The sequence below is a fragment of the Streptacidiphilus sp. P02-A3a genome (genome assembly GCF_014084105.1).
GTDB lineage: Bacteria > Actinomycetota > Actinomycetes > Streptomycetales > Streptomycetaceae > Streptacidiphilus.
This window is the reverse complement of sequence record NZ_CP048289.1, coordinates 4970631-4994015: the sequence shown is the minus strand read 5'-3', so window position 1 is coordinate 4994015 and position 23385 is coordinate 4970631. Positions and strand designations below refer to the sequence as shown.

At 71.9% G+C, this 23385-nt stretch carries 26 protein-coding genes and 1 pseudogene; 11 read left to right on the top strand and 16 right to left on the bottom strand.

Annotation, left to right across the window (positions count from 1 at the left end; genetic code table 11):
• Window positions 1-296: 296 nt before the first annotated feature.
• Both GXP74_RS21760 and GXP74_RS21755 read right to left on the bottom strand, forming a co-directional pair.
• Window positions 297-587 carry a hypothetical protein gene (locus tag GXP74_RS21760; protein ID WP_182452725.1) on the bottom strand — a complete coding sequence of 97 codons (291 nt, stop codon included), beginning with the start codon at window positions 585-587 and terminating at the stop codon, window positions 297-299.
• A 54-nt stretch (window positions 588-641) separates the two neighbouring features.
• A complete protein-coding gene (locus GXP74_RS21755; protein WP_182456976.1) occupies window positions 642-1016 on the bottom strand; it encodes a hypothetical protein in 375 nt (124 codons plus the stop codon).
• Window positions 1017-2074: 1058 nt separating this feature from the next.
• Between GXP74_RS21755 and GXP74_RS21750 the strand changes: the two genes are divergently transcribed.
• The 5 genes from GXP74_RS21750 (at window position 2075) to GXP74_RS21730 (ending at window position 4717) form a co-directional block, all read left to right on the top strand.
• Window positions 2075-2941: a helix-turn-helix transcriptional regulator gene (locus GXP74_RS21750; RefSeq protein ID WP_182452726.1), complete on the top strand. Its 867-nt coding sequence runs from the start codon at window positions 2075-2077 to the stop codon at window positions 2939-2941.
• Window positions 2938-3138 carry a DUF397 domain-containing protein gene (locus tag GXP74_RS21745; RefSeq protein WP_182452727.1) on the top strand — a complete coding sequence of 67 codons (201 nt, stop codon included), beginning with the start codon at window positions 2938-2940 and terminating at the stop codon, window positions 3136-3138. Before GXP74_RS21750 ends, GXP74_RS21745 begins: the two co-directional genes overlap by 4 nt.
• On the top strand, window positions 3086-3772 hold the full coding sequence (locus tag GXP74_RS21740; RefSeq protein WP_370468452.1) for a DUF5753 domain-containing protein: 687 nt from the start codon (window positions 3086-3088) through the stop codon (window positions 3770-3772). The genes GXP74_RS21745 and GXP74_RS21740 overlap by 53 nt, the downstream gene beginning before the upstream one ends.
• 19 nt (window positions 3773-3791) lie before the next feature.
• Complete coding sequence (locus GXP74_RS21735) at window positions 3792-3998, top strand: DUF397 domain-containing protein (protein WP_182452729.1); 207 nt, start codon at window positions 3792-3794, stop codon at window positions 3996-3998.
• Window positions 3999-4501: 503 nt separating this feature from the next.
• On the top strand, window positions 4502-4717 hold the full coding sequence (locus GXP74_RS21730) for a DUF397 domain-containing protein (protein ID WP_182452730.1): 216 nt from the start codon (window positions 4502-4504) through the stop codon (window positions 4715-4717).
• 687 nt (window positions 4718-5404) lie between these two features.
• Here GXP74_RS21730 and GXP74_RS21725 read toward each other — a convergent pair.
• The gene (locus tag GXP74_RS21725) at window positions 5405-5782 is read right to left on the bottom strand and encodes a Scr1 family TA system antitoxin-like transcriptional regulator (protein WP_182452731.1); all 378 of its coding nucleotides are present in this window, start codon (window positions 5780-5782) and stop codon (window positions 5405-5407) included.
• A gap of 492 nt (window positions 5783-6274) precedes the next feature.
• Between GXP74_RS21725 and GXP74_RS21720 the strand changes: the two genes are divergently transcribed.
• Both GXP74_RS21720 and GXP74_RS21715 read left to right on the top strand, forming a co-directional pair.
• Window positions 6275-7135, top strand: a complete 861-nt coding sequence (locus GXP74_RS21720; protein WP_182452732.1) for a helix-turn-helix transcriptional regulator — start codon at window positions 6275-6277, stop codon at window positions 7133-7135.
• Window positions 7136-7288: 153 nt separating this feature from the next.
• Entirely contained in the window at window positions 7289-7870 is a 582-nt protein-coding gene (locus GXP74_RS21715; protein ID WP_182452733.1) for a hypothetical protein, read from the top strand.
• A gap of 46 nt (window positions 7871-7916) precedes the next feature.
• Here the strand turns inward: GXP74_RS21715 and GXP74_RS21710 are convergent, their stop codons facing one another.
• The 3 genes and pseudogenes from GXP74_RS21710 to GXP74_RS21705 all read right to left on the bottom strand — a co-directional run bounded on the left by GXP74_RS21710 (window position 7917) and on the right by GXP74_RS21705 (window position 10967).
• Window positions 7917-10127: an ROK family protein gene (locus tag GXP74_RS21710; RefSeq protein ID WP_182452734.1), complete on the bottom strand. Its 2211-nt coding sequence runs from the start codon at window positions 10125-10127 to the stop codon at window positions 7917-7919.
• A 300-nt stretch (window positions 10128-10427) separates the two neighbouring features.
• Window positions 10428-10565, bottom strand: a pseudogene (locus GXP74_RS40760) (short-chain dehydrogenase); the annotation flags it as partial.
• Window positions 10566-10967, bottom strand: a complete 402-nt coding sequence (locus GXP74_RS21705; RefSeq protein ID WP_182452735.1) for a nuclear transport factor 2 family protein — start codon at window positions 10965-10967, stop codon at window positions 10566-10568.
• A gap of 138 nt (window positions 10968-11105) precedes the next feature.
• On the opposite strand from GXP74_RS21705, the gene GXP74_RS21700 reads away from it, so the two are divergent.
• Window positions 11106-11987 (top strand): MerR family transcriptional regulator, encoded by an 882-nt coding sequence (locus GXP74_RS21700; protein WP_182452736.1) that lies wholly within the window; start codon window positions 11106-11108, stop codon window positions 11985-11987.
• 27 nt (window positions 11988-12014) lie between these two features.
• Complete coding sequence (locus GXP74_RS21695) at window positions 12015-12431, top strand: VOC family protein (RefSeq protein WP_182452737.1); 417 nt, start codon at window positions 12015-12017, stop codon at window positions 12429-12431.
• Between the two features lie 21 nt (window positions 12432-12452).
• Here the strand turns inward: GXP74_RS21695 and GXP74_RS21690 are convergent, their stop codons facing one another.
• From GXP74_RS21690 to GXP74_RS21660, 7 genes are all read right to left on the bottom strand, one after another.
• Entirely contained in the window at window positions 12453-13250 is a 798-nt protein-coding gene (locus GXP74_RS21690; protein WP_182452738.1) for a hypothetical protein, read from the bottom strand.
• 9 nt (window positions 13251-13259) lie between these two features.
• Window positions 13260-14123 carry a radical SAM protein gene (locus GXP74_RS21685; protein ID WP_225448048.1) on the bottom strand — a complete coding sequence of 288 codons (864 nt, stop codon included), beginning with the start codon at window positions 14121-14123 and terminating at the stop codon, window positions 13260-13262.
• 180 nt (window positions 14124-14303) lie between these two features.
• Entirely contained in the window at window positions 14304-15134 is an 831-nt protein-coding gene (locus GXP74_RS21680; RefSeq protein ID WP_182452739.1) for a Scr1 family TA system antitoxin-like transcriptional regulator, read from the bottom strand.
• Window positions 15131-15643, bottom strand: coding sequence for a DUF6879 family protein (locus tag GXP74_RS21675; protein ID WP_182452740.1), 513 nt, complete (start codon window positions 15641-15643; stop codon window positions 15131-15133). Before GXP74_RS21675 ends, GXP74_RS21680 begins: the two co-directional genes overlap by 4 nt.
• Window positions 15627-15842 (bottom strand): hypothetical protein, encoded by a 216-nt coding sequence (locus GXP74_RS21670; protein ID WP_182452741.1) that lies wholly within the window; start codon window positions 15840-15842, stop codon window positions 15627-15629. Before GXP74_RS21670 ends, GXP74_RS21675 begins: the two co-directional genes overlap by 17 nt.
• 171 nt (window positions 15843-16013) lie before the next feature.
• On the bottom strand, window positions 16014-16691 hold the full coding sequence (locus GXP74_RS21665; protein WP_182452742.1) for an NAD(P)H-dependent oxidoreductase: 678 nt from the start codon (window positions 16689-16691) through the stop codon (window positions 16014-16016).
• A gap of 48 nt (window positions 16692-16739) precedes the next feature.
• Entirely contained in the window at window positions 16740-17066 is a 327-nt protein-coding gene (locus GXP74_RS21660; RefSeq protein ID WP_370468556.1) for an ArsR/SmtB family transcription factor, read from the bottom strand.
• Between the two features lie 412 nt (window positions 17067-17478).
• On the opposite strand from GXP74_RS21660, the gene tkt reads away from it, so the two are divergent.
• Window positions 17479-19680 carry a transketolase gene (tkt, locus tag GXP74_RS21655; RefSeq protein WP_182452743.1) on the top strand — a complete coding sequence of 734 codons (2202 nt, stop codon included), beginning with the start codon at window positions 17479-17481 and terminating at the stop codon, window positions 19678-19680.
• A 220-nt stretch (window positions 19681-19900) separates the two neighbouring features.
• Window positions 19901-20524: a hypothetical protein gene (locus GXP74_RS21650; RefSeq protein ID WP_182452744.1), complete on the top strand. Its 624-nt coding sequence runs from the start codon at window positions 19901-19903 to the stop codon at window positions 20522-20524.
• Window positions 20525-20703: 179 nt separating this feature from the next.
• On the opposite strand, the gene GXP74_RS21645 is transcribed toward GXP74_RS21650, so the two are convergent.
• The 3 genes from GXP74_RS21645 to GXP74_RS21635 all read right to left on the bottom strand — a co-directional run bounded on the left by GXP74_RS21645 (window position 20704) and on the right by GXP74_RS21635 (window position 23379).
• Window positions 20704-21669, bottom strand: a complete 966-nt coding sequence (locus GXP74_RS21645; RefSeq protein ID WP_182452745.1) for a LysR family transcriptional regulator — start codon at window positions 21667-21669, stop codon at window positions 20704-20706.
• Between the two features lie 54 nt (window positions 21670-21723).
• Window positions 21724-22431 carry a hypothetical protein gene (locus tag GXP74_RS21640; protein ID WP_182452746.1) on the bottom strand — a complete coding sequence of 236 codons (708 nt, stop codon included), beginning with the start codon at window positions 22429-22431 and terminating at the stop codon, window positions 21724-21726.
• 138 nt (window positions 22432-22569) lie between these two features.
• Window positions 22570-23379, bottom strand: coding sequence for a DUF4253 domain-containing protein (locus GXP74_RS21635; RefSeq protein WP_182452747.1), 810 nt, complete (start codon window positions 23377-23379; stop codon window positions 22570-22572).
• Window positions 23380-23385: the final 6 nt, after the last annotated feature.

Sequence of the window (23385 nt, the reverse complement as noted above, 5' to 3'; positions counted from 1 at the left end):
ACCGCGGGGCGGGGCCGCGGGCGGTGGCACGGCAGCTACTGCCCCGAAGCATGCGCGGGCCGCCCGGCGCCGACCAGGCAGGCGTTCATGCTGTTACCCGCGCTCATAGGATCCGCACCCGGGACCGGGCCGCTCCCGCCGAGAGCAGCACGCCCCGCCCGGCGCTGGTAGCCGGATGAGGAAACTGTCGTCTGAGGAACCTGTCGTCGTCAGTCGCCGATGACCCACCCGCACCAAGGCATGCCAAAGACCCCAGCCACCCAACGGGCACGGCCAGGACCAAAGGCAGCAGACCGTCAGATCAGCCGCTCGGTCCCTTCCTGGTCCACCCCGTGTCCCCACCCCACTCGGAAGCCGAGCACCCACATCTCCGTCAGCAGACCTCCCAACATGTCTACGGCGGAGGCGGTCTCCATCGAGCGGACGTCCGGCACCACCCTCTCCACCCGGATGAACCCCAGGGCCGTATGAGCAGCCTCGGCGAGGGCAGCCGATGACACCCTCTCGCAGTCGAAGAGCCGCCCGCGCTCCGACGCCTGCCACGCAGCGATCACACGCTCCAGCAAGATCAACTCATTCTGCGGCATGGGTACCCTCCTCCTCCGTCGTGCTTGAAAGCCGCTGCCTCACGGCACGTGGAACTACCCGCGCAGTTGGGCTCCGGACGCCTTCAGGAACTTCCTGGTGGCCTCCCGGCAAAAACCGATTCGGGCCGCCAATCCACTCACCGACGCCCCGGCCTCGTACAGGCGGCGCAGCTCCACCAGGTCCACGCGCTGCCCCGATCCCGGCGGACGAAACGCGGGCCGGATCACCACCCCCGACCGCCGCAGAACCTTTGCCACATACTGCGTGGACCGGCCGACCTCAGCACCGAGGACCAGCAGGCTCGCGCCCGCCTCGTACCTCCGCGCCAGAAGCTGACCCAGGATCAGTTCATCGTCGGCCGACAGTAGCGACCGCAGCGTGAACAACTCGATGGACGCCGCCGCGAAAGCACGGCGCACCAGCTCCACATCCTGCGCCTCACACGCACGGCGGACTGCTGCGGCATAACGCTCACGCGGGTGCGCCACAGACGAATCTGACGACAACGCTCATTCCTCCCACTGCTGGAAACGACGCAGGGCCGGCCGCCGGGCCGCCGGACGCATGACCCAGTCATCCCCTCGGCCCCCGCCGCCACTGCGACCCCCACGTAACCCACCCATCAAGTGCTCCCTCTCATTTCGGCCGCCGACCACCTCGGCCGCCCCTGACGTCGTCCGGCCACCGGCCGCGTCGCTGAGCGGCCGGTGGCGAAAGGGTTTGTCTGAACAGGTTTGACTGACCGTCAGATCACTGCGAGTCGCGGTGCTCCACTCGAATGTGACGGGCCATCAGAACGCGATAATCGGAAGCCGCACTGTGATCCCCCGCGCGCTTCCTGGCCCTGATCTCCTCCATGAAGGACTCGCACGCCGGACAGCCCGCCACCGGGACCGGAGCGGCGGGCGGGTACCACGCCTCATGCGGCTGCCCCTGCGCCCCGGGGCCGTCCTTACGGCGGCTCATAGCCCCCACCTGCTGAGCCGGTTCAACTCCGCGACCGCAGCGCGCAGTTCGTCCCCCCGTCTCACCTCGTGCAGCTCCCCGGGCGGCACCGTCCACTCGCGGCCGCCACCGGGCGGGCGGAGCGACGCGTAGCGCGCCTTCACCTCCATGACCGTGCCCGCACGATCGCGCCTGCTGTCGTACGCCAACTCCCCAACCGCAGGCGCCCTCACCGGTACGGCGGGCGAGTCGGCCGAGACTTCCCTCGCAGCCCCATCGTCGGGGGGTAATCCGAGCTTGCTCATGGCACAGCCACCTCCGAGTGATCGCACAAGCGCGATTCGGACGGTCCATCGGCAAGATGCGTGCCCGACGGTGCGTCACATCGACGTTAGACCTCTCGCCCCCGTGCCCGTTAGTGTGCTGATTGCTCATCTCCATGGTCGAGTTGACTCCATGATCGCAAATATGCGACCGGGATGCGATAAAGGCAGTGCGCTACGATCGCGGCCCGCGCGATAATGCAGGCAGGAGGTCCGGGATGCCTGACGGAGGCAAGGCAACGATCCGAAGCAAGAGGCTTGGTGTGGCCCTGCGCACGTACAGAGAGCAGGGCGGCTTCGACCAGGCGGCAGCCGCAAGCGCCATCCGTGCCAGTAGTACCAAGATCAGCCGCTTGGAGTCGGGCAGGGTATCGATCCGTCCCCTGGAACTCCATGTGCTTCTCGACCTCTATGGGGTTGACGATCCCAAGGAGCGCGACCGGCTCGAAGCCCTCGCTCGAACCAGCACCGCGCGAGGATGGTGGCTCGACTACCAGGACAGCCTGACTCCTGGCTACGGGGATCACATCGTCCTGGAAAACGACGCGTCCTACATTCGCATCTACCATCCGGTCTACATTCCAGGAATCCTCCAGACGGAAGCGTACGCTGAGGCTGCAATCAGGTCCGGCCCGTTGCAGCTCTCGCAAGAGCGGATCTCGGTGCTCGTAAAAGTCCGGCGGGAGCGGCAAGCGCGAATCCTATCGGAGGGGATTCCGCAGGCCGTGATCCTTTGGGAACCGGCTATCATTTCACCTGCTGGAGGCAGGGAGGCGCATACAGGGCAACTGAAATCGTTGCTGAATCTGGCCCATGAACCCACCATCTCCCTACAGGTTCTGCGCTTCGGTCCCCGAATGATCGGCGCGATGGGAGCCCCGTTCACAGCCTTCTCCTTTGGTCCCGATCACCAGGTCGAAGCGGTGGCGCTGGAAGGACTGACCAGTACTCAAGTGCACGAAGACGCAGACTCGCTGGCCGCATACAGCGGCCTCTTCGAAACCCTACGGTCGAACGCTGCGTCCCAGGACGAAAGCGTTGCCTTTATAGAGAATGTTCTACGCAAAGCGGAGGCAGGGAAGTGAACCCAGAAGTTGTAGGTCCGTTTCGCAAGGCTAGCTACTCGGAACAGTCGGGAGCTTGCATTGAGGTCGCCCGTGACGCGACAGGCGGTAGTTTCGTCCGGGACTCCAAGGATCAGAGTGGCCCTCTCTTGCAGTTCTCGGCAGATGCTTGGGGGGATTTTCTCGATAGCGTCAAAAACGGTGACTTGGGTATCTGAGTTCAGCGAATATCGAGGCGGAGGCAATCGGCCGCCGCCTCTTCGCATGCCTTGGTTCACCGTGAGAACAGCTTCCGGCGGCCTGGAGGAGGAGGCGGGGTACATCCGTACGTGGGAGCCCATCTTGGTACCAGGTCTCTTGCAGACCGAGGGATACGCCCGAGCGATCCTCGATGCCAACCCGGCTATCACGCGCCTGGGGGACCCTGACTCCTTCGTCAAAATCCGAGCGAACCGCAAGGCTGTTCTGACGAAAGAGTCACCAGTCCGGCTTTCGATAATCATCTGGGAACCCGTACTTCACTGTGTGGTGGGTGGCGAGGACGTTCATCGGGATCAGCTGCGGCACCTCGTTGAGATGGGGCAGCTTCCGAATGTGACCATCCAAGTGGTCCCGCTCAGCGTTGGAGCGACGGCAGGTACTTGTGGTGCGTTCGTCCTCTTCGCCTTCGCCGACACTCCAGCTCCGGGAGCCGTGTTCCTGGAGACTCTGACCAGCAGTCAGTACCTTGAGGAGGCCAGGGAGCTCGATGGCTACTGGATGGTTTTCGATTGGTTGCGATCATCGGCGCTGGACCCGGAGCAATCGCTGAACACTATTGCCGCCCTCGCGGCAGCCAAGCTAAAAAAATGACAGAAAGGCTGCAAGTCTCATGATGGAACAGGGTGTGCCGAAGCGGTGGCGAAAGAGCACCTATAGTGGGCCGAACAACAACTGTGTGGAGATAGCGGACGGCTCTTTGGGGGTGATTCCCGTCAGGGATAGCAAGGATCCGGATGGACCAGTCCTAGCCTTCACGGAGAATGCCTTCTCTGATTTCGTCGCAGCTATCAAGGACGGCCAGTTTCCAGGCACCTAGCCATGTAAATTCCCCGGAGTCGAATGCGTGTCGACTCCGGGGAATTTACATGTCAGAGCAATGCCTCCGGCGGGGAGCGTCCCGGCACCGGGAGCGGTGGCCAGGCCTGCGGCTGCGGGCAGTGCGTGGCTGGCGTAGAGGCTGCCGTCCCCGTCCGCCGTCGCCCCATGCCGCGTGCAGTGGAGCCGCCCCGGGGGTGTCCAGGACCGCGCTTGCGCGCCCACTTGCGGGGTGCAGCCTCCTGGACGCCCCAGGGGGCGGCTCTGCTTCGCTGGGCGTGGGGTGACGGCGGACGGGACGGCAGCCGGGCCGGTGTGGTTCCGGCGGAGCGAGAGCCTCAGCAGGTGGGGGTGGGCGAAGCGCCGCAAACGCGCAGGCCGGCAGTGCACGGAAGCGTTACCAAGCGCTACATTCGACAAGGTATTGCAGTTTGAACGCCTTCAAGAACACGCGCTGTCCCAAGGCGAAACCATTCGGTTGATCGAGAGGATCAGGAAAGAACTATGAGCGGCAAGGCCACCCAGCTCCCCCATGGATGGATCAAGAGCTCTGCGAGCGGAAACGGAGCAGAGTGCGTCAAGATGAAGAGGTTGCCCACGGGCGATGTTGCCGTGGCCAGCACTCGTCTGGAGATGGAGCCCATTCCGTACACTCAGGCGGAGATGCGCGCATTCCTGACCGGCGTCAAGGCTGGAGAATTCGATCACCTAATCGACTAGCCGCATCTCGAATGGCCTGATTCCCCTCCCGTTCGCCAGGGGGCGTCAGGCCATTTTCAGATGCAGCCGGGCGGTCCGCGACCGTCTGAGCTTGAGGCAGTCCCTGGTCGCGTTCTGACCAGGGGTCAACTGGCCGTCAGAGCAATGCCTCCGGCGGGGAGCGCCCCGGCACCGGGAGCGGTGGCCAGGCCTGCGGCTACGGGCAGTGCGTGGCTGGGGTGGAGGCTGCCGTCCCGTCCGCCGTCACCCCACGCCCGGCGAAGCAGAGCCCCCCGGGGGCGTCCAGGAGGAGTCGGGGCTCGGCACGGTCGAGGACATCGAAGCGCTCAGGCGTTCCACGACCAGGCTTGAGCAGCGGATCGTCGACCTGGCCGGGCGACTGGACGAGCGCCAGCAGGAGCTCGACGCGGCCAGGCCGCCGGCAGAGGTCTGCTGGCCCAGCTCAACGGGGCACCGAGAGCAGCCCGCTGACGGCGGACCGGTTCCCGCCCAGGAGGAGGCACCGGCACAACGCGAGATCAGATCAGCTCGACTTCGATCGCCAGCCCGCCCAGCGCCTCCTTCTGCGGGCTGTAGATCCCAGTCATACATGGCCACTGACGCCACGATGGCTGGACCATGCCTTCGTCCAGGAGGTGAGAGACACGCCGGAACGGATTCAACGGACTTGCGCCTGGTCGCGGGGATTCACCCCAGGGCCTCGACGGCCTTCACGGTCAGCTTCCGGGCCGGGCGGCCGAAGACCGCCATCCGGTACGGGTGAGTGAACGCCCTCGCGCAGTGGCTGATCTCCCGTGGCTGGGTCACCGTGACCATGGCCGTCAGCAGCTCCACCTCCACGGACTGCTCGTCAAGGAGGACGAACGTCTCCTGCATCCACAGCTCGCGGTCGGCCATCAACGCGACCACCCCCAGGGAGACCGTCGGAAGTGACATGACCGACAGGAGATGGCCCAGCTGTCCGGCCATGACCGGTGCACCGCCGTGGCCGGTGCGCAGGACGGACTCCTCGACGGGGAACGCCAACCGGTGGCCGCCCTGGCGCAGGACGCGGGCGCGGTCCATACGGCGCTGTCCACCAGCACTGTCGGGCAGTTGCCCCCTGGGACTTCGGGTCCTTGCCGGCGAACCGTAGCTGCACGGCGCAACTCCTTTGCCCGGTCGGTTGCTTTCCGTTGCGCATCGGTCACTCCTGCCCATCACTTCACCCACCGACACGGGGCACCGCGGTCAGTGGCGGGTCGGCCGCGGGGGCTGCGCCGCCGCCCGGCCTTGCCCCGCGGCGGAGCCCCCAACTACGCTGCCGCCCATGGCCCCCCGACGCACCGACGCCGCCCGCATCGGCACCGGCGGCCCATCGCGTCGCGGGCCCTTAGCCGCACCGCGTCCCCGGCACGCGGCCGCACCGCGCGCCCGGCGCTGACCGCCGCCGCGCCCCGCCGCCGCGCGCCGGGCCCCGCTGACGCCGGGATCCGTGAACCCCCGGGGATCCGGGCACCCGGCGGCGCCGCCCGGGCACCCGGCGCCGCGCAGACCTTTCCCAGCCAGGAGCCGTTGATGCCAGCCCCCCGTGCCAGTCAGGAACTCGGCGCCTTCCTGCGGGCGCACCGCGAACTGCTCAAGCCCGCCGAGGTGGGCCTGGTGGGCTCCGCCCGCCGCCGGACGCCGGGGCTGCGCCGCGAGGAGGTGGCCTCGCTGTCCGGGGTGGGGCTGGCCTGGTACACCTGGCTGGAGCAGGGGCGGGTGACCGCCTCGCGGCAGGTGCTGGAGGCGGTCGGCCGGACGCTGCGGCTGGACGGGGCGGGGCTGCGGCACGCGCTGCGGCTGGCCGGGTACCACGAGTCGGCCGAGGAGCGGCTGCCGGCCGGGCTGGCCGAGGCGATGCAGCCGGTGCTGGACTCCTGGCCGGGCAGCCCGGCGGTGCTGCTGGACCGCTACTTCGACCTGCTGTGCTGGAACAGCGCGTGGAGCGCGCTGTGGGGCGCGCCGGAGGCGGTCCCGGCCGAGTGCCGCAACCTGATGTGGCTGATGGCGGCCGACCCCTGGCCGCGCGCGGTGCTGCACGAGTGGGAGCCGCTGGCGATGAACATCTTCCAGCACTTCCGGGCGCAGGCCGGACCGGCGCTGGCGCACCCGCGCGTCGGCGAGGTGTACCGCCGCCTGGACCAGGACGCGCCGCAGCTGGCGCACTGGTGGGCCTGCCACTCGGTGGCGGACCTGACCGCCCGGACGCTGACCGCGGCGCCCGCCGGGCTGGACCCGATCCGGCTCTCGCTGTCCTCCTTCCGCCCGGTCGACGACCCCTCGGCGCTGGTGCTGCTGTTCACCCCGGTCGCCGCCCAGGACCGCGCCGCCCTGCGGGCCCTGGCAGACCGCCCGCTGCGCGCGGTCAGCGACGGTCGGCAGCAGGCGAGTTGACGGACCGCCGCACCGACGGCCGGTCATTGCCGGGCGGCGCCGGCGGGCGCGGCGGTCGGCGAGACCGGTGTCCACCGCGGCCGCGGCTACGATGTGCCCTTGGTGCGGTCGGCGCCGAGATCCGAGGACACCGCTGAGAACAATGAGGACACGTTGAGAACACGCACAGGCCGCGCCCTGGTCCTGGCCGCCGCGGCCGCCCTGCTGGGCGTCACGCCGCTGGTCGCCGGCACCGCCTCGGCGTCCGGCCCGCAGCCGTCCGGCACGCTCTACCGGGGCAAGGACACCGGGCTGCCCGCGTCGGTGGAACGCGGCCACAGCGTCACCCTCACCCTGTGGTACATGCAGCGTTCCCCCGACTACCTGTACCCGGGCACCTTCGAACTGGACCTGTACAACCCCGCGGGGGTCAACAAGTACGGCTCCTCCGCCCCCGGGGTGAGCGTGACCTGGCTGGACCCGGTCACCGGCCGGTGGGAGGCGAGCGACTACCGCTACAACAACGCGAGCGTCCAGGGCTTCGAGGTCCCCGGCACGAAGCTGCGCTACGGCTCCGGGTACTGGGCCCACGTCCAGGTCCGCGTCGCCTTCAACGGCACGGTGCCGCTGGGCACCTGGCACCTGGCCTCCTACGCACCCGACAGCTACTCGGTGTGGACCGCCGCGGGCCGTGGCGCCGAGCCGCTGCGCGAGGGCGGCGCCTTCCCGATGAACACGATCACCGTCCGCCGCTGACGGCCGCCCGCCGCCGGCCAGGGACCCGTCCGGGTCGCCGCGCCCCTCAGGGGGTGCGGCGCAGGCGGGGGGTGAAGGTGGAGTGGAAGATCGTGGAGGCCGCGCCGACCGCGACGGCCTCGCTGCTGTTGAGTGAGCGCTCCACGCGGACCCGGCGCAGCCGCCGGGCGGTGGGGTAGGCGTTGACCGCGTGCTCAACCTCGCCGAGGTACACGTCGGCGACCTCCTCGGTGAAGAAGGGGCCGCCGATCACCACCAGTCCGATGTCCAGCAGGTCGACCACCGCGAGCACGCCCTGGGCCAGGGCCTTGGCGGCCTGCTGGGTGGACAGCCGCTGCCGGCCGCCGCCCTTGACCGCGCGCGACGGCCGCGGGTACGCACCGGGGCCGCTGGGGCCGCCGGGGCCGCTGGGGCCGCCGGGGTCACCGGGGCCGCTGGGGTCGCTGGGGTCGCGCTGGGCCAGCGCCTGCGGCCGTCCGCGGGCGTCGATCCGGCCCGGGGTCACCGCGCACAGCTGGCCGAACTCGCCCGCGTTGGCGCTCAGTCCGCGGTACAGGTCGCCGTTGAGGAACAGCCCGGTCCCCACGCCGGTGCCCAGGTACAGGTAGACGAAGTCGCGGGCCCGGCTGCCGCGGCCGATCCAGCGCTCGCCGACCGCCGCCGCCGAGCAGTCCTTCTCGATCACGATCGGGCACGAGAAGCGCCGCTCCAGCAGGGTGCGCAGCGGGACCTCGCGCAGCACCGACATCAGCGGCGGGTCCAGCACCGTCCCCGAGGCGGTGTCCACCGGGCCCGGGGTGGCCACCCCGATGCCCAGGAACCCCTGCTCCCAGCGTCCGCGCCCGGCCTGTTCCAGGACGCTCTCGCCCAGGTCGGCGATCTGGTTGACCACCGCGCCCGGGCGCGGGTCGCAGGTGATCGGCTGGGCGCGGCGGGCCACGATCCGGCCGGAGAGGTCGACCAGGACCGCGGTGAGCAGGTGCGGGTCGATGTGGATGCCCAGCGCGTGCGCGGCGTCGTCGCGCAGCCGCACCGGGCTGCTGGGCTTGCCGACGGACGAGTGCCGCTGCCGGTCCTCGACCAGCAGTCCGCGCTGGATCAGCGAGCGGGAGATCCGCGAGACCGACTGCTGGGTCAGCCGGGTGCGTTCGGCCAGCTCGGCCCGGGTGATCCGGCCCGCCAGCCGGACCGTCTCGATCACCACGCACTCGTTGAAGGACCCCAGGTCGATCTGGTTGGCGCCGCCGCCGGTGCGCGGGTCGGGGCCCGCCGCCGGGGCAGGGTCCTGGGCGCCGGGGGCGGCCGGGAGCGGTTCGCGGATCCAGCGGACCCGGGTGCGCCCGGCGCCGTCGGCGTAGCGCTCCAGCGCCGAGGCCAGGTCCGGCAGCACCCGGGTCGAGGACTCGGGGTGCCGGGCGGCGTCCAGGGCCAGCACGGCGCCCACGAAGGAGACCTCGCCGGTGCGCTGCGGCGGCTGGTGGACAGCGATCCGCAGCCGCGCGCAGCGCTTGGCCGCGCCCGCGCCCAGGGCGGTGCCCGGGCGCGGGCGCAGCACCACCAGGTGCAGCCGCGGATGCGGGTGGGCGCGGCGCACCGCCTCCAGGAACGCCACCGCGCCGTCCGCGGCGCGCTCGGGCGGCCCGGTCCGGTCCGCGGTGGCGGCGGTGACCGCGTCGGACATCGCCGCGCCGACGGCGGCCAGCGCGTCCGGGTCGACCACGGTGCCCGGCGCGGGCGGCACCGGGGCCGCGGCGCGGGCGGCGAGCACGAGCAGGGTGCACTCCGCGTCCAGGTGCAGGCCCACCGGCCACAGGTCGCCCGGTTCCAGCGCGGGGCGCACCGGCACCCGCGGCACCGCGAGTTGACTGTCCGTCAGGTTCCAGTTGCGGCGGGTCGCGGCGACCACGGTGGGCGAGTAGCCCAGCCGCCGGGCCAGCAGCCGCGAGGTCCGGTCGTCCGGTGCGCAGGTCAGCACGCCGACCACGATCTCGCCCTCGTCGACCGCCGTGGGCCGTCCGGTGCGCACCCGGTCGGCCAGGCCCTCGACGCCCTCGGCGGCGTAGCGCTGCCGCCAGGTGGTCACCGTCTGCCGGGAGACCCCGAGCCGCCGGGCGATGTCCGCGTTGCGCAGGCCCTGCGCGGCCAGCAGCACGATCGCGGCCCGCGACGCCCGCGGCCCCTGGCCCTGGGCCCAGCGGCGCAGCACCGGATGCCCCTCGGCGCCCGATGCCGCGCCGGTGGGGAGCGGGTCAGGCATCAGCGGTGCCCCGCGGCGGCCGGGCGGCCCACGGCTGGGCGCGTCGTGGCGAGCACGGCATCGACTTCCCCCCTCCAGGGGTGCCGGACGGCGGGCGGGTCTGCGCCCGGGCCGCCGTCGGCACCGTGAGGGGTACTCAATACCAAGAGTGCGAGGGGGACAAGATCCCCCGTGTTCTTTTCCACCATGAGCTGTGAACTGCGCTGATGGCAGGGCGCTGAGCACCGGTCCGGCAGCGGCCCCGTAAGAGAAGTCGCTGGACGCCGCGGCGGCGGCCGGCCCCGGTGGCCGTGGTGGGGGCTACCAGGGCAGCGGGCCGGCCGCGTCGAAGTAGCCGCCGGTCGGGCCGTCCGGGCCCAGCCGCGCCATCCGCACGATGATCTCGGCGCCCTGCTCGACGCTCTGCCTGCCCGCGTGCCGGTTCAGGTCCGTCGCGGATTACGCCGCGGGCAGCGGCCGTACGGTCAGGTGGTAGTCCTGCCGGATCCGGCCGTCCTCGTCCAGTACCAGGAACACCCGCGCGGCCCAGGCCACCTCCCCGGCCCGCGGGCCCCTGGCGTAGGCCAGTTGGATGGTGAGCCGCACGATGTCGCCGTGGACGGTGACGTGCTCCTCGCGCGCGATGCGGTACTCGCCGGAGCCGACGAACAACTCGTACGCCTGCGCGACCCGCTCCACCAGGCCCTGGTGGCCGCGGAACTGGGCGCCCTCGACGAACTCGACGCCGTCCGGCGCCCACAGCCGCGCCACGGCGCCGCGGCGCGCGGCGGCGTCCGGCTCGCTCCACACGGCGAGGTAGCGCTCCACGGTCCGGTCGATGTCGGTGGTGGTCTGCGGCATGGTCGATCAGCTCCCTGCTTCTCGGTGGACCGGCCGGGATCCGGCCGTGGGCACCACCGTGCGGTCGGCCGCGGCGGGAGGGTCAAGCGCGGCCGGTCCGCCGAACCCTCCCCCAGGGGGAGGGCGCACAATCGACGGGTGACCAGCTACCTGTCGATCGGCGACTTCTCCCGCGCCACCCACATGACCGTCAAGACCCTGCGCCACTACCACGAGGTCGGCCTGCTGGAGCCGGACGGCGTCGATCCGCGGACCGGGTACCGCCGCTACTCGGTCGACCAGATCCCCACCGCCCAGGTGGTACGCCGGTTCCGGGACCTGGGGATGCCGCTGGACCAGATCAGGACGGTGCTGGCCGCCTGCGACGTGGAGACCCGCAACCAGCACATCGGCGCGCACCTGCGCCGCCTGGAGGACGAACTGGGCCGCACCCAGCGCGCGGTCGCCGCGCTGCGCGACCTGCTCACCGCGCCCGCCCCCGGCGGCGGCGCGGGCATCGCGCTGCGCGACGTCGGCCCGGTGCGGGCCGCGGCGGTCACCGCGGTGGTCGACGCGCGCGACGTCGGCGCCTGGTTCCAGGGCGCCCTGGGCGAACTGTTCGCGACCGTGGCGGGCCAGGGCCTGAGGGAGAGCGGCCCGGCCGGCGGCGTGTTCGCGGACGAGGTGTTCACCCTGCACCGGGGCCAGGCCACCGTCTTCGTCCCGTGCGAGGGCCCGGTGCGGCCGCTGGGCCGGGTCGAACCGCTGCTCGTGCCGGGCGTGGAACTCGCCGTGATCGAGTACAGCGGCCCGCCGTCCGGGGCCGACCGCGCCTACGGCGCGCTGGCCACCCACGTCTCACGCCACGCGCTGGCCCTCGACGGCCCCATCCGCGAGTACTACCTGGTCGGCCAGCGGCACACCCCGGACAGCGCGCGGTGGCGCACCGAGGTCTGCTGGCCGGTCTTCCGCACCGGCCACACCGGCCACACCGGCCACACCGGCCGCACCGGCCGCACCGGCGACGGGGAGCGGACATGACCCGCCGCGTGGCGGCATGATCACAGGATGTCTCATCTCGGGCTGGTGACCGTTGTCGTGCGCGACTACGACGAGGCGATCGCGTTCTACGTGGAGCGCCTCGGCTTCGACCTGCTACAGGACACGCGGATCGACGACCGCAAACGCTGGGTGGTCGTCGGCCCGCCGGGCGCGCGGGAGGGCGGCCTGCTGCTGGCCAGGGCCGCGAACCGGCGGCAGCGGGCCGCCGTCGGCCGCCAGAGCGGCGGCCGGGTCGGCTGGTTCCTGAACACCGACACCTTCGACCGCGACTACGAGCGGATGCGGGCAGCCGGAGTCCTCTTCGAGGAGGCGCCGCGCCAGGAGCCGTACGGCACGGTCGCGGTCTTCCACGACCTGTACGGCAACCGCTGGGACCTGATCCAGCCGGCCCCGCCCCGCGAGGGGGGCGTCAGCGGGCGGTGAGGCGCGGGAGCGCCGGACCGCTCAGAGCGTGACGCCCCGCCCTGCCGCCCACCGCCGAGCGGCGGCCGCCATGGAGTCGAACCAGGAACCCGGCTTGCGCTCGGCGAACCGCTGGTACATGCGCGTGCTCGCGGCGGCGAAGGCGTCCAGCGCCCTGGGGTCCGCACTCGTCCACGCCGGGCACCGCGCGGCCCAGGACTCGGCATCCTGGGCCTGGTGCCCGGCGGCGACCAGTTGCACCACCAGACACGCGGGGTCGATGAAGGCCGCTCCACGCGTCGGCCATGCCCAATCCACGGCCCAGGCCTGCCGATCCCCGATGAGCAGGTTGCTTTCGTTGATGTCCGTGTGCAGGAGTGCCCCGCCACGGAACAGCGTCGCCTCCGCCTGACCGGCCGCGAAGCGGTCCCATCGCGTTTCGGTCCAGTCCCGCGCCACCCGCGGCAGCGGTAGCGCACCCATGCGGTTGAGCAATGCCACGACGGCGGGAAGGTCACCGGACCCAGGGGTGAAGTCGGATGTCCTTCCCGCCACGGCCGTGAACCCGAGGACGATCCACTCATCGGATTCGGCGCACCACCGCAGGCCCGGGGAGATGGGCATCACCGCGGCATTGATCCGTCTCTCCCTGATGATGGAATCGCGGCGGCCACCGGGCCGGTTGGCGACAGCCTTCAAGAAGAACGGCCCCTTCTCGCACTCGACCAGCGCCGTGAGGTCCGACATGAAGCCCCGCGCGGTGCGCTGAACCTCGGTCACCTCACCGGTGTGCGAGCGGATCCGGGCCCAGAACTGCGGACCGGGAAGGCTGTCACGCATGCGGCTCCCTCAGTTCTTCGGGTTGCACTCACTCGGCGGGTAGCCCGGGTTGCACTCCTCATCGGCCGGGGCACACGCCGCGCGCCCCCGTACCGCCGCCCGAATGGACGCCGTGGCCTGCCGCATCGCGGTGCCGTCGATGATAGAGCCGAGAGGGTCGTCCTTGACGTTGCCGACGCCGACGAACGCCGACATCACGCACGGGGACACCTTCCCGGTGGGGTCGATGGCGGTACGAGCGGCGCCGCAGTGGCCGCACAGCTCGCTCATGTCCGCGGCACGGCCCCGTGCCCCGCGCCCGAACTCCCGCACACGGTCGACGTGGATACGGGTCACGCCGAGGGCTTCGAGGTCCGCCCGGGCAGCGCCGCCGTCGTCCGACCCGCCCACGGTGACGATCCCAACCCGCAGCGCAATCCCCAGGCGCACGGCCCGTCCGATGTTGGCGCGGGTCCTGCCGTGGCTTGCCCGGCCGGTCACGGCGTCGTGGATCGAGACCTGGTCCGAGTAGTAGGACGTGGCCACGCAGACACCGGGGAGCGCGAACAGCGTCCAGTCGGCCTCCGTGACGCGCACCAGGTTGCTGAACACCTCGACTGCCAGGCCCAGGTGCAGCGCGTGGCCGGTGAGCTGGTGCAGGTCCGGGTGCGTCGTCGGCTCCCCGCCGATGAACTGGACGCTGGAAACGCCGTACTCGGCGGCCTGGTTCAGGACCCGCGTCCAGTCGTCGCGGGTCATGGTGCCGTGCGTGCCCGCCGGGCCGGACCCGTTGTAGCAGTGCGTGCAGGCAAGCTGGCACTTGCGCGTCAGGTCGAAGGACACCAGCCGCCTGCGCCCCCTGTCAGCCTGCGCCGGTTCGATGGTGGTAGTCACCGTCACTGCCCTTCCGGTCGGTGCAGTACCACCGGCCCGAAGGGGCCGGCAGGACAGCCGACCGACCAGGGCGCGCGCACTCCCGCGCTGCCGCGACGCCGGATGCCGCTCGACCGTCGAAACGATGATCCGACGGTCGGCAGGGAGCCGACCAGTCTTATTCCCGTTGTGGACTAAAGATCACCGGAAGAGCTGCGCCCACAGCCCGAGATGGTTCCGTGCGTCATCCCCCCACGAGGCGTGCCGCTCATAGGAAGAGAATTCATCCAGATAGCTTTCGGTGTCCCTGGGGTCCTTGAAGACCATGACCCCGGTGGACGTTTCCACGGTGGCCATTCTCCGGTCGTATACCGTGAACACATTCACTGGAGCCAGCGGCATGTGTCCGGCCAGGGGGAGCACACCGAGGCGCACGCCGGGAAGGCGGCTGACGGACACGAGCCGATCAATCTGCATGGCCATGGCCGGGAGGGGGAGCAGCGGCCATCTCACAGCCTGTTCGGTCAGCAGGAATATAAATTCCTTCGAGGTGTCGTAGAGGATCGACTGCCTGTCCAGCTTTCGCGCGATTGCTTTCGCATGATCACCGGGAACGCCGGCCAGCGTGGCCCGGATGTACTCCGGTGTCGACAGCAGAGAGGTGATCATCGTGGGGAGGAAGAATCGGAGCTCCGCGGACGACCGCTCCAGGTGCGCCAGCTCATTCTGCTTCTTCTCCAGCCCCTTGCGTCGCATGGAGCGAAAGTCCTGCCACTCCGTGTTCGCGATACGAGCGAGCGCACTGACCTCGGCTGCGAGGGAGGGTGGGGCATCGAGAGCCCGCAGGATGCGCTCGACGTCAACCAGGGTCGGGACTGTTCTGCCGGTCTCGATCTTTGAGATCTTGGGCTGAGACATATTGCAACGTTCGGCGAGGCGAGCCCCTGACAGCCCGGCTCGCCGGCGAAGCTCCTTCAGAATTTCAGCAAGGTCAGCCTGGGACTGGCCGAGCTGCTCCGGGTCGAGCGTCACCCGGTCACGTACTCCTGAAATGGAACCGACTCGGCGACGGCGATTCGCTGGGCCTCAAGATAGGGATCGATCACTCCCTCGTGAAGAACCCGGTTGATCTGCCTTCCGTCGGGCTCGTAGTTCATGAGAACGACGGTCGAGCGGTCGAAGAACCAAAAGTCCTGAAATCCTTCGAGCGGGTTCGGCCGGTGTGTCACATCCAGGATTCGGATTTCCTCTCCCGCGTCTGCGCCGTGCCGGTAGTACCGCGAGAACTCAAAGCGAAGGTAGTCGCTCAGCGGACGCGTGACGACGTGGACCCTGCCCGTGATCCGCCCTTCTGCCCTGTGTCGGCGGATCTGGGACGTCCAGGCGTCCTCGGCCGCGTGGACCAGTGCTTCCCCGTTCTTGAAACGGGAGAACTCGTCGGCTTCCTGCGGTACCAGGTACTGGGGCAGCGTTTCCAGCCGCCACGCCTCCTTGGTGAATTCTCGGAATTTTGCTTGCCATTCCTCACCATCCAAGAGCACGGAACGCCTCCCGCAGCACCGCTTCCGGGATCTCCACAAGCCCTTCGCCCTCCGGCGGCTGGAAGCCGGTGAAGTGCTCGCCCTGGAAGACGAACGACCTGCGATCCGTGGCGTAGACGTTCGGGCAGTCACCCTGCCCGCACTCGCCGGAGCCGTCCCCGCTGCCGGTGAGACGCGTAAGAGCGGTCTTCTCTGCCATGTCCAACCCCCTTGGCCGGCCGGGGACTTCCCGGCCACGCGGACGACGCTACGGACGGTGCGGCGGTGCGTCCATGCCGAAACGCGGATATTCCCGTCCTCGAATAGTCGATCACGAGAGAAGGCCGAAAGCCCCCGCCGGGGCCGCCGACCCCGCGCCGCGACGGGGGCGTCAGCGGGCCGTGAGGCGCGGGAGCGCTGCGGCGAGGGTGACGCGGTGCCTGACCGCCGCCAGGGCCTGGGCCCGTTCCTGGTCGCTCAGGTGGGCCGGGCCGTAGGTGACCACCGGTTCCAGAGGCCGGTAGCCGACGAACTCGAACATGCCGCGGTGGATGTGGAACAGGAAGTCGTGCAGCGACCCGAGGGCGCCGCCGGGCTGGAACGACTCCCGGGAGCCGCCGGTGGTCAGCAGCAGCATCGCCCGCCTGCCGCTGAGCGCGGCCTGCTCGAAGATGCCGTGGTCGCCGCCGAAGGCCGCGCCCATCACGAAGACCTGGTCCACCCAGCCCTTGAGGATGGCGGGCACCGAGAACCACCACAGCGGGAACGAGAAGACGAGCAGGTCGGCGGCGAGCACCCGGTCGAGGTGGTCCTGGACGCGGGGGTCCAGCGTCTCCTCACGGACCGCGCGCAACTGCTCGGCCTGGGGCTTGAAGTAGCCCTCGGCCGCGAAGCCGTCGCGGTCCAGCACCGGGGACCACCCCTCGGCGTACAGGTCCAGCACGTCGACCGCGTACCCGGCCTCGCGCAGCGCCCGCGCCGCGGTGGACATCTGGGCGGTGCTGAACGAGCCTGGCTCGGGGTGGGCGTGGACGATCAGCGCGGTGCGCGCGTCATCGGGCTTCGACATGACCAGATCATATCGACATATCCCGATGCGTCAATGGGATGGGTGTGGTCACAGGGCGGTGCCGATCTCGCGGGCGAGTCGTGCCAGCCGCTCCTCGTCGCGCCGGTAGTGGGTCCACTTGCCGATCCGGGTCGGCCGTACCAGTCCCGCGCGTTCGAGCGTGCCCATGTAGCTGGAGACGGTCGACTGGGCGAGTCCCAGCTTCGCCTGGATGTGGGTGACGCACACGCCGACCGACCGGCGGTCCGCGATCGGCTGGTACGCCTCGAAGTGCGCCTCGGGGTCCTTCAGCCAGGCCATGATCTGCAGCCGGGCGGGGTTGGCCAGCGCCTTGAACACCTCCACCAGGTCCTGCGGATCCGGTCCCTCGGGCACGGCCACCGGCCACTCCTCTCAGCGGGCGATCAACACATCACGATATCTCGATCCCACCCCCGTCCGGCCCGGCCGCGCGCTGAGCGCGCCGATGCCGCCGTGGCCCGGATGGTGGTATCCGCGCGCCAGCGGATCCGATGGACAGGAAGCTGGGGGTGACGCGGACGGGCCCGGCGCCCCTCGCGCCGGCGGCCGGGCGCCGTTCCCGTGCTGTCCGGGAACGGCACCTCGCCGCAGGCGTTGCCGCACGGGTCGCGGGTACGCGCCCTGGCAGCACCGCACCCGTCCCGCCGTGTCGCGCGGGCAGGCCCAGGAGCGACCGGCCGCCCGCGGCGCCGACGGGCGGCGGCCGCGCGGGTGCGCGGACGGCGTGGGCGATGACGTGGGCGACTGACGGCGAAAGGGCTGTGGCATGGGGAACGGATTCGAGCGGGACAAGGCACTGGCGCGGCCGGTGGCCGAGCGGGCCGGCTGGGACGCGGTGGACGTGCGGGCGGTGGACACGGTGCGGCTGCTGGCGGCCGACGCGGTGCAGAAGGTCGGCAACGGCCACCCCGGGACGGCGATGAGCCTGGCCCCGCTGGCACAGCTGCTGTTCCAGAACGTGATGCGGCACGACCCGAACGACGACCGGTGGCTGGGACGGGACCGGTTCGTGCTCTCCTGCGGACACTCCAGCCTGACCCTCTACATCCAGCTCTACCTCACCGGCTACGGCCTGGAGCTCTCGGACCTGCGGGCCTACCGCACCTGGGGCTCGGCCACGCCCGGGCACCCGGAGCACCGGCACACCCGCGGCGTGGAGATCACCACCGGACCGCTGGGCCAGGGCCTGGCCAGCGCGGTGGGCATGGCGATGGCCGCGCGCCGCGAACGCGGCCTGCTGGACCCCGACGCCGAACCCGGTACCAGCCCCTTCGACCACCACGTCTACGTCATCGCCTCCGACGGCGACATGATGGAGGGCGTCACCAGCGAGGCCGCCTCCCTGGCCGGCCACCAGGAACTGGGCGACCTGGTGGTCTTCTACGACTCCAACCACATCTCGATCGAGGACGACACCGACGTCTCCTTCAGCGAGGACGTCCCGGCCCGCTTCGCCGCCTACGGCTGGCACGTGCAGAGCGTCGACTGGACCCGCACCGGCGCCTACGTCGAGGACGTCGACGCGCTGCTGAGCGCGATCGAGGCCGCCCGCGCGGAGACCGGCCGCCCCTCGCTGATCATGCTGCGCACCCTGATCGGCTGGCCCGCCCCCACCAAGCAGAACAGCGGCAAGGCACACGGCTCGGCGCTGGGCGAGGACGAGATCGCCGCCACCAAGACCCTGCTGGGCTTCGACCCGGCCCAGCACTTCACCGTCGAGGACCAGGTCCTGGCCCGCACCCGCCAGGCCGCCGACCGCGGCCACCAGGCCCACACCGCGTGGAACCGGGCCTTCGCGGCCTGGCGCACGGACAACCCCGAGCGCGCCGCGCTGCTGGACCGGCTCCAGGCGCAGCGGCTGCCCGAGGGCTGGACCGACGTCCTGCCGGTCTTCGCGGCCGACGCCAAGGGCATGGCCACCCGCGCCGCCTCCGGCGAGGTCCTGTCCGCGCTGGCACCGGTGCTGCCGGAACTGTGGGGCGGCTCGGCCGACCTGGCCGGGAGCAACAACACCACCATGGACGGCGAGCCCTCCTTCGTCCCGGCCGACCGCCAGACCAAGGACTGGAAGGGCGGCCCCTACGGCCGCACCCTGCACTTCGGCATCCGCGAGCACGCCATGGGCGCGGTCCTGGGTGGCATCGCCCTGCAGAGCCTGACCCGCCCCTACGGCGGCACCTTCCTGACCTTCTCCGACTACATGCGCCCCGCCGTCCGCCTGGCCGCGCTGATGAAACTGCCCGCCACCTACATCTGGACCCACGACTCCATCGGCCTGGGCGAGGACGGCCCCACCCACCAACCCGTCGAACACCTCGCCGCGCTGCGCGCCATCCCCGGCCTGGACGTGGTGCGCCCCGCCGACGCCAACGAGACCACCGCCTGCTGGCGCGCCATCCTGGAGCACGACGACCGGCCCGCCGGGCTGATCCTCTCCCGGCAGAACCTGCCGGTCCTGGACCGCGACAGCGGACAGTACGCCCCCGCGCGGGAAGCGGCCCGGGGCGGCTACGTCCTGGCCGGCCCGGCGGACGGCAAGGTACCGGACGTCATCCTGGTCGCCACCGGCTCCGAGGTGCAGATCGCCCTGGAGGCCCGCGAGCTGCTGGCCGCGGACGGCCTGGCGGCGCGGGTGGTCTCGATGCCCTGCCGGGAGTGGTTCGACGCCCAGCCCCTCGACTACCGCGACCAGGTACTGCCCCCGCAGGTCAGGGCCCGGGTCAGTGTGGAGGCGGCGGTCGGCCAGGGCTGGCGCGAGGTGGTCGGCGACGCCGGACGCATCGTCAGCCTGGAGCACTACGGCGCCTCCGCCGACTACCAGCGCCTCTACACCGAGTTCGGCATCACCCCCCGGGCGGTCGCCGCCGCCGCCCACGACAGCGTCCACGACAGCCACGGGACCCCGCGCCCCGGCGGACAGCGGCAGACCGCCGCCCCCGGCCAGGGCGGGACCGGCGACCGTCCCTGACCGCGGCGCCCCCGGTCGCCCGCGGCGCGGGAAGAAAAGTACCCGAACGGCCCTTGCCGCGACGGCCCAAAAAGAGCATATTGTGACATACGAATTCCTTTCGGTTCGGCTTTTCTTGGATATTAATCCTGCTATGGCGTTCGTCCGATTTATCGCGGACCGGCGTTTCCTGTCAGTCGGAGGAGAGAATCTCCGGCTGCGAAAAACCGAAAGGCACCTCATGCGCTCTACGCGCAGCACTTTCTCCCGCGCTCTGCTGGTCGCCGCGATCGCGGTGGCCGGTCTCACCATCGCCCCCGGCCCGGCGTCTGCCAGCGGCCGCGCCGCCGCGGCCCACACCCGGGTCGCCGTCCTTCGGCCCGCCATCGGCTCGCCGGGCGGCAACGGCGCCAACGGCGTCGGTAGCAGCGGGGGCATCGGTGGCCTGGGCGGCGTCGGTGGCGCCTCGGGTGCCAACGGCAACGGCGGCAACGGGGGCGTCGGCGGCAACGCCGGCGGCACCGGGTCCATCGGCGGTACCGGTGGCGCCGGTGGCGCCGGCGGCGCGAACGGCAACGGCGGAGCCGGAGGCTCGGGGGGCGCGGCCACCCAGGGCGGTACCGGCGGCAAGGGCGGCGTGGGCGGCGTCGGGAACGCCGGCAGCGGCATCGGCGGCGGTAGGGGCGGAAACGGCGGGGCCTCCACCGCCGGGGGCGGCCACACGGGCGGCACGGGCGGCGCCGGCGGCGCCGCCAGCCCGGTGTGTCCCGGCCGGCCCGGCGGCGACGGCACCGCCGCCACCGCCACCACGGACGGCGCCACGGGCGCGACCGGCGCGGCCGGTCACTCCACCCTCCCCTGCTAGGAGCCGCCCCCTGCTAGGAGCCGCCTGCTACCAGGAGTCGCCTGCCGCCAGGGGTTGTCCGCCGCTGGGAGTCGCCTGCTGCCAGGGGTTGTCCGGGGTGCGGGTCACGCGGTTGAGGTGAGCGGCCTCAGCCGCGTGACCGGTCCGGTGGGGCGGGGCCGGTCCGGGGGAGCGGCCTGTCAGGTCAGGACCGCGCGTACCACCGGTTCGCGTTCCAGCAGCCCGGCCCGCGAGAGCTCCTCGGCGACGTCCAAGGTGACCTCGGCCAGCCGGGTCAGCACCGCCGCCACCGGGGCGCGGACCTGTCCCGGGGCGGTGAGCCGGTGCAGGGCCAGGGTCTCGAAGGTGCCCGGCACCGGGACCGGCAGCAGGGTCAGCCCCGCGGTGCGTGAGGCGACCGAGCCGGGCAGCACGACCGCGCCCAGCCCGGCGCGGACCATCGCCGCCGCGGCCGACCAGTTGGTCGCCCGGTGCGCGGCCGCCGACTGCGGCAGCCCGAGCTCGGCGGCCAGCCGGGCGTGGGCCCACGCCCGCGCGCTCCCGTCCGGCGCCCCGATCCAGGGCACGGCCGCCAAGGCGGCCGCCCCGGCCGGGGGCTCGCCCCAGGCGCTGGGGACCCCGACCCGGTACTGCTCCTGGGCGAGGACCCTCAGGCCGCAGTCCGGCGGCGGGGACGGCCGGTGCTCCTGGTCGCCGGTGATCAGCAGCACGTCCAGCGCGCCCTGGCGCAGGGCCCGCAGCCCGTCCGCGCGGGAGGTCTCGCACAGCCGCGGCCGCAGCTGCGGATACCGCTCGGCGAGCGAGGCGGTCGCGCGGGCGGCCAGGGTGGTGAGCACGGCCAGCACCGCACCGATCGACACCGGCCCCTGGACCCCCGCCGCGCCGGTACCGGCCAGCTCCCGCTCCGCGGCGGCCAGCTCCTCGGCGATCCGGCCCCCGTAGGCGGCCAACGCCAGTCCGGCGCGGGTGAGTTCGGCCCGGCCCTCGGTCCGGTCGAGCAGCGGCGCCCCGGCCTCCCGCTCCAGTCGGCGCAGCGTCTGGGAGACGGCCGACGCGCTGATGCCGAGCAGCCGCGCGGCGGCGGCGATCCCCCCGGCCTGCTGCACGGTGTGCAGCACGACGAGCCGCCTGGGCTCCAGATCCACACCCGCTCCTCGGCGTTCGCCCGCTCGGTCGGCCGGTCGGCCGGGGACAGTCCATCACGGACCGGCGGGCCGCTCGACGGCGTCCCGCACCTGGCGCATCAGCGGGGCGACCACGCCGGCCGGGGTGTTGGTCAGGAAGTCGTCGCTGCCGGTGTCGGGGTAGTAGGTGACCAGGCCGAAGGTGGTCGCGGTCAGCCACAGGCAGGCGGACGACAGGACCGCCAGGCTGCCGGACTGGACCATGGTCTCCTGGCAGCCGGCCTGCCCGCCGTGGTCGCCCGCGGACGTCGGCTGCCAGTCCTGGGTGATCCGGTCCCCGGTCCCGTCCTGCCGGGTGGCCGGAACCTGGGCCATCCGGCCGAGCACCGAGGGGGTGTAGCCGGAGCCGTTGAGCCCGGCGAAGACCAGGTAGCCGCCCTGGGCGGGATCGGCGTAGACCGCCTCGACGGTGCTGCCGGTCAGGCCCAGCTCCTGGGCGGTGCGGTCGAGCGACTGGGTCAGCTTCGCCGACTCGGCGGCGGGCGGCTGGAACCGGGCCAGGCCCGCCGCCGACCCGGGCGCGCTCAGCGTCCAGCCCCCGCCGCCCGCGCGTCCGCCGCCCGCGGCGGCAGCGGACGCGGTCGCCGTCGCGGCGGTGGTCGTGGTCGTGGGGGGCGCGGTCCCGGGGCGCGCGGCGGCCGTCGCGCCGCACCCGGTCGCGGTCGCGCCCACCACGGCGCCAAGGACGAGCAGGGCGGTCGGCGCGGTGATCCGCTGGGGCATGGTGACTCCTGGTCGGGCGGGGGAGGGGTGGTCCGCTCCACTGTGCCGACCGCCCCCGACCCGAGGAAGCAAGCCCTGCTTCACCCCGGCCACAAGCCCTGCTTCACCCCCCCCGGGCGGTCGCCCGGGGCCTGGGGGTCAGTCCCAGTGGAACGACCACAGCGCCGTGCCGACCAGCTCCTCGGCCTGGGTGTTCACCGACTCGAACTCGCCCGCGAGGTCCGGGCAGAAGGCGAGGTGGTCCACGGCCAGTCCGAGCGCCCGCTGGAACGTCCTGGGCGGCGAGGCGACGCTGCACACCAGGCCCGCGCCGTGGAGCGCGACGACCCGCAGCTGGTAGCGCTCCTCCCAGCGCCGCAGCACGGCCGAGTGGTGCGCGATCGGGCGACCGGTGCGGGCCGGGCCGTCCCAGCCGAGGACGGTCGGCACGTCGGCGCTGCGGGCGCAGGCCACCAGGGCCAGGCGCGGCGCGAAGGGCGCCGCGTACCCGGCCACCGCGGCGGCGGTGCGCGCGGGGTCCTGGTCGCACCGGGCGGTGATCCGGCTGACCGGTTCGGACCGGCGCGATTCGAGCAGCGCCAGGCAGGTCCCGCAGCCGCGGTGGTCGTGGTCCGGCCGGCGGGGTTCGAGCCCGACGGACCACTGGGCCAGGACCGCCTCCGCGCCGGGCCGGGGCTCGGCGCCGGAGGGGGCCGGTGGCTGCTCCGCTCGCGGCGGCAGCTCGATCCCCTCCATGTTCAGCAGCACCGGCCACAGTCCGGTCCGCTCCACCGCGCCGTGCGCCCGCGCCAGCAGCGCGGCGTCCGCGGCGCCGTCGCTGAGCCACAGGGCCGCGGCGCCCGCGGTGTCGTCCACCACCTGGCCCTGGGGCAGCAGCAGGTCCAGCCGCGCCCCGGTGGGGTCGGCGGCGAGCAGGTCCAGTGACGAGCGGGCATCGGGTTCACTCACGTGCCA

Coding starts and splice junctions, on each gene's coding strand:
- GXP74_RS21725 (WP_182452731.1), bottom strand. CDS start 5,782: ATGGACCGCGCCCGCGTCCTGCGCCAGGGCGGCCACCGGTTGGCGTTC.
- GXP74_RS21690 (WP_182452738.1), bottom strand. CDS start 13,250: ATGCGTGACAGCCTTCCCGGTCCGCAGTTCTGGGCCCGGATCCGCTCG.
- GXP74_RS21760 (WP_182452725.1), bottom strand. CDS start 587: ATGCCGCAGAATGAGTTGATCTTGCTGGAGCGTGTGATCGCTGCGTGG.
- GXP74_RS21640 (WP_182452746.1), bottom strand. CDS start 22,431: ATGCCCCAGCGGATCACCGCGCCGACCGCCCTGCTCGTCCTTGGCGCC.
- GXP74_RS21740 (WP_370468452.1), top strand. CDS start 3,086: ATGCTTGGGGGGATTTTCTCGATAGCGTCAAAAACGGTGACTTGGGTA.
- GXP74_RS21735 (WP_182452729.1), top strand. CDS start 3,792: ATGATGGAACAGGGTGTGCCGAAGCGGTGGCGAAAGAGCACCTATAGT.
- tkt (WP_182452743.1), top strand. CDS start 17,479: ATGGGGAACGGATTCGAGCGGGACAAGGCACTGGCGCGGCCGGTGGCC.
- GXP74_RS21670 (WP_182452741.1), bottom strand. CDS start 15,842: ATGGCAGAGAAGACCGCTCTTACGCGTCTCACCGGCAGCGGGGACGGC.
- GXP74_RS21705 (WP_182452735.1), bottom strand. CDS start 10,967: ATGCCGCAGACCACCACCGACATCGACCGGACCGTGGAGCGCTACCTC.
- GXP74_RS21665 (WP_182452742.1), bottom strand. CDS start 16,691: ATGTCGAAGCCCGATGACGCGCGCACCGCGCTGATCGTCCACGCCCAC.
- GXP74_RS21750 (WP_182452726.1), top strand. CDS start 2,075: ATGCCTGACGGAGGCAAGGCAACGATCCGAAGCAAGAGGCTTGGTGTG.
- GXP74_RS21730 (WP_182452730.1), top strand. CDS start 4,502: ATGAGCGGCAAGGCCACCCAGCTCCCCCATGGATGGATCAAGAGCTCT.
- GXP74_RS21650 (WP_182452744.1), top strand. CDS start 19,901: ATGCGCTCTACGCGCAGCACTTTCTCCCGCGCTCTGCTGGTCGCCGCG.
- GXP74_RS21710 (WP_182452734.1), bottom strand. CDS start 10,127: ATGCCTGACCCGCTCCCCACCGGCGCGGCATCGGGCGCCGAGGGGCAT.
- GXP74_RS21720 (WP_182452732.1), top strand. CDS start 6,275: ATGCCAGCCCCCCGTGCCAGTCAGGAACTCGGCGCCTTCCTGCGGGCG.
- GXP74_RS21695 (WP_182452737.1), top strand. CDS start 12,015: ATGTCTCATCTCGGGCTGGTGACCGTTGTCGTGCGCGACTACGACGAG.